This window comes from Streptomyces sp. NRRL WC-3549, assembly GCF_000721935.1.
GTDB lineage: Bacteria > Actinomycetota > Actinomycetes > Streptomycetales > Streptomycetaceae > Streptomyces.
In genome coordinates this window covers 35,660-39,367 of the sequence record NZ_KL585437.1, presented here as the reverse complement: position 1 = coordinate 39,367, position 3,708 = coordinate 35,660, and the positions used below count along the sequence as shown (strand labels likewise).

Annotated in this window: 4 protein-coding genes and 1 pseudogene; all 5 read left to right on the top strand. The window is 72.0% G+C overall.

The annotated features are described in order from the left end of the window. Window positions 1–113, top strand: a 113-nt coding sequence (trpM, locus tag IH13_RS46270; RefSeq protein WP_420713424.1) for a tryptophan biosynthesis modulator TrpM, incomplete at its 5' end; no start/stop codon positions are given. A 159-nt stretch (window positions 114–272) separates the two neighbouring features. Next, window positions 273–1,553, top strand: coding sequence for a tryptophan synthase subunit beta (gene trpB / locus IH13_RS0131945; protein WP_031089890.1), 1,281 nt, complete (start codon window positions 273–275; stop codon window positions 1,551–1,553). Then, window positions 1,550–2,370 (top strand): annotated as a pseudogene (gene trpA / locus IH13_RS39100) (tryptophan synthase subunit alpha). Before trpB ends, trpA begins: the two are co-directional and overlap by 4 nt. Before the next feature lie 75 nt (window positions 2,371–2,445). After that, window positions 2,446–3,267, top strand: coding sequence for a DsbA family protein (locus tag IH13_RS0131935; protein ID WP_031089888.1), 822 nt, complete (start codon window positions 2,446–2,448; stop codon window positions 3,265–3,267). 94 nt (window positions 3,268–3,361) lie between these two features. Further along, on the top strand, window positions 3,362–3,708 hold a 347-nt coding region (locus IH13_RS0131930; protein WP_199814915.1), incomplete at its 3' end, for a prolipoprotein diacylglyceryl transferase family protein.

Sequence of the window (3,708 nt, the reverse complement as noted above, 5' to 3'; positions counted from 1 at the left end):
GCGGCTGCCGCGCCCCGGCCCGGCGGGTGCACGGGCGGCGTGTGCGGTACGTCATCGGCGACGAGCCGGGACAGGTCAACGGCATGCGATGGCGCACGGGGTCCGCGCCGTAGCGAGCCCCGGCCGTCGCACCCTCCCGGTGACCGCACCCCGGTGACCGGGGGGCTCCGCGCGTCCCACCACGCCGCCCGTCCCCGGGCCCGGCGTGGCGCTCCGCACACGGCGCATACGGTGAATGCATCCGCCGCACGCCCAAGGAGCACGTCGAAAACATGTCGTCCGACTTCTTCATCCCGGACCCCGAGGGTCTGATCCCCAGCGCCGAAGGCTACTTCGGCGCGTTCGGTGGCAAGTTCATCCCCGAGGCGCTGGTCGCCGCCGTGGACGAGGTGGCCGTCGCCTACGACAAGGCCAAGGCCGACCCCGCCTTCGCCGCCGAGCTCAACGCGCTCATGGCCGACTACACCGGCCGGCCCAGTGCGCTGACCGAGGTCCCGCGCTTCGCCGAGCACGCCGGCGGGGCCCGGATCTTCCTCAAGCGGGAAGACCTCAACCACACGGGCTCCCACAAGATCAACAACGTCCTCGGCCAGGCGCTCCTCACCAGGCGCATGGGCAAGACCCGGGTCATCGCGGAGACCGGAGCCGGCCAGCACGGCGTCGCCACGGCCACCGCCTGCGCCCTCTTCGGGCTCGAGTGCACCATCTACATGGGGGAGATCGACACCGAGCGGCAGGCGCTGAACGTGGCGCGCATGCGGATGCTCGGCGCCGAGGTCGTCGCCGTGAAGTCCGGCTCCCGGACCCTCAAGGACGCCATCAACGAGGCGTTCCGCGACTGGGTCGCCAACGTGGACCGCACGCACTACCTCTTCGGCACCGTCGCGGGACCGCACCCCTTCCCGGCGATGGTCCGCGACTTCCACCGGGTGATCGGCGTGGAGGCGCGCCGCCAGATCCTCCAGCGGGCCGGCCGGCTCCCCGACGCGGCGATCGCCTGCGTCGGCGGCGGCTCCAACGCCATCGGCCTCTTCCACGCCTTCATCCCCGACTCCGGCGTCCGGCTCGTCGGCTGCGAACCCGCAGGGCACGGCGTGGAGACCGGCGAGCACGCGGCGACCCTGACCGCGGGCGAACCGGGGATCCTGCACGGCTCCCGGTCCTACGTCCTCCAGGACGACGAGGGCCAGATCACCGAGCCGTACTCCATCTCGGCCGGGCTGGACTACCCGGGCATCGGCCCGGAGCACGCCTACCTCAAGGACGTCGGACGGGGCGAGTACCGCGCCGTCACCGACGACGCCGCGATGCAGGCGCTGCGCCTGCTCTCCCGCACCGAGGGCATCATCCCGGCCATCGAGAGCGCGCACGCGCTGGCCGGGGCCCTGGAGGTCGGCAAGGAGCTCGGCGAGGACGGACTCCTCCTGGTCAACCTGTCCGGCCGGGGCGACAAGGACATGGACACGGCCGCGCGCTACTTCGGGCTGTACGACGGCGCCGACGCGGTCGTCGAGGCCGACGTGGCCGACGGAGACGTGGAGGTCACCAAGTGAGCGGCAACCGGGAACTGCTGAGTACGACCCTCGCGAAGGCGGCCTCTGAGGACCGGGCGGCACTCATCGCCTACCTCCCCGGCGGCTTCCCGACCGTCGACGGCGGTATCGCGGCCGTCAAGGCGGCCGTCGCGGGCGGTGCCGACGTCATCGAGGTGGGCCTGCCGCACAGCGACCCGGTGCTCGACGGCCCGGTCATCCAGACCGCCGACGACATCGCGCTGCGCGGCGGCGTCAGGATCGCCGACATCATGCGCACGGTCCGTGAGGCGTACGAGGCGACGGGGGCCCCGATCCTCGTCATGACGTACTGGAACCCGATCGACCGCTACGGCGTGGAACGCTTCACCGCGGAGCTGGCCGAGGCCGGCGGTGCCGGGTGCATCCTGCCCGACCTGCCGGTCCAGGAGTCCGCGCTGTGGCGCGAGCACGCCGAGAAGCACTCCCTGGCCACCGTCTTCGTCGTCGCGCCGAGCAGCAAGGACGCCCGGCTCGCGGAGATCACGGCCGCCGGTTCGCCGGTTCCGGCTTCGTGTACGCCGCCTCCCTGATGGGCGTCACCGGCACCCGGGAGTCGGTCGGCGAGCGGGCCCAGGACCTGGTGCGGCGCACCCGGGCCACCGGCGACCTGCCGGTCTGCGTCGGGATCGGGGTCTCCACCCCCGAGCACGCCCGGCAGGTCGCGGGCTTCGCCGACGGGGTGATCGTCGGCTCGGCCTTCGTCAAGCGGATGCTGGACGCACCGAACGAGGCGGCGGGCCTGGAGGCCGTCCGTACGCTGGCGGGCGAACTCGCCGAAGGTGTTCGAAAGCGCTGAGCACGATCGTCACCCTTACGGGTGGACCTGGGACCGGGGAGGCGCTGAGGCGGCTCCCCGGTTCGTTTGCGCGGTGTGAGTGAGAACCAAGAGCCGAAGAGGGCCGCGCGCGAGCGGCTCGCCCAGCAGCGTGAGCTGGACCGGGCCCGCGACCGTCGCCGCCGCACACTGATCGTCGCCGCCGCGGTGGTCGGGGTCCTGGTGCTGGCCACCGTCGTCGGCCTGATCGCCGCCGACGTCGGGGAGGGCGAGCGGGACAGCGGGGCCGGCCCGGCCGTCACCCCGTCCGGGGCGACCGGGAAGGACGGTCTGGCCCTCCAGGTCGGCGCCGACGACGCGCCGTCCACGCTCACCATCTGGGAGGACTTCCGCTGCCCGGTCTGCGCCCAGTTCGAGAACGCCTTCCGGGACACGATCAGCGACCTGGCGCGGAGCGGCCAGATCAAGGTCGAGTACCACCTGGCCACGATCATCGACGGCAACCTCGGCGGCAGCGGCTCCCTGCGGGCGGCCAACGCGGCCGCCTGCGCCCAGGACGCCGGCAGGTTCGCCGCGTACCACGACGCCCTCTACCGCAACCAGCCCGCCGAGACCGACGACGCCTTCGGCAGTAACGGCAAGCTGATCGAGCTGGCACGCGGTGTGGACGGCCTGGACACCCCGGCCTTCCGCAGCTGTGTCCAGGACGGCACGCACGACAGCTGGGTCAAGAAGTCCGACAAGGCCTTCGCGGAGGGCGGCTTCCAGGGGACACCGACCGCGCTGCTCAACGGCGAGTCGGTCTTCCCCAAGAAGGGGGACGAGCAGATCTCCGCCGCCAACCTCAGGAAGTGGGTGGCCGACGCGAACAAGGGCAAGAAGCCGGGCACGGTGGGGGCGAGCCCCTCGGCGTCGTGAGGGGCCGTACGGGTCCGGGAGGCGGCCCTGTTACCCAGAAATTGCCGGACGGCTTGCGGTACGTCCGGTCCGGCAGGGTAGCGTCGACCTCGTCATGAACCTTGCCTTCATTCCCAGCCCGTCGACCGGCGTGATCGAGCTCGGCCCGATCCCGCTCCGCGGCTACGCGTTCTGCATCATCATCGGTGTCTTCGTCGCCGTCTGGTTCGGCAACAAGCGCTGGATCGCCCGGGGCGGCAATGCCGGCACCGTCGCCGACATCGCCGTCTGGGCGGTCCCCTTCGGGCTTGTCGGCGGCAGGCTCTACCACGTCATCACCGACTACCAGCTGTACTTCAGCGACGGTGAGAACTGGGTGGACGCCTTCAAGATCTGGCAGGGCGGCCTCGGCATCTGGGGGGCGATCGCGTTCGGCGCGATCGGCGCCTGGATCGGCTGGGG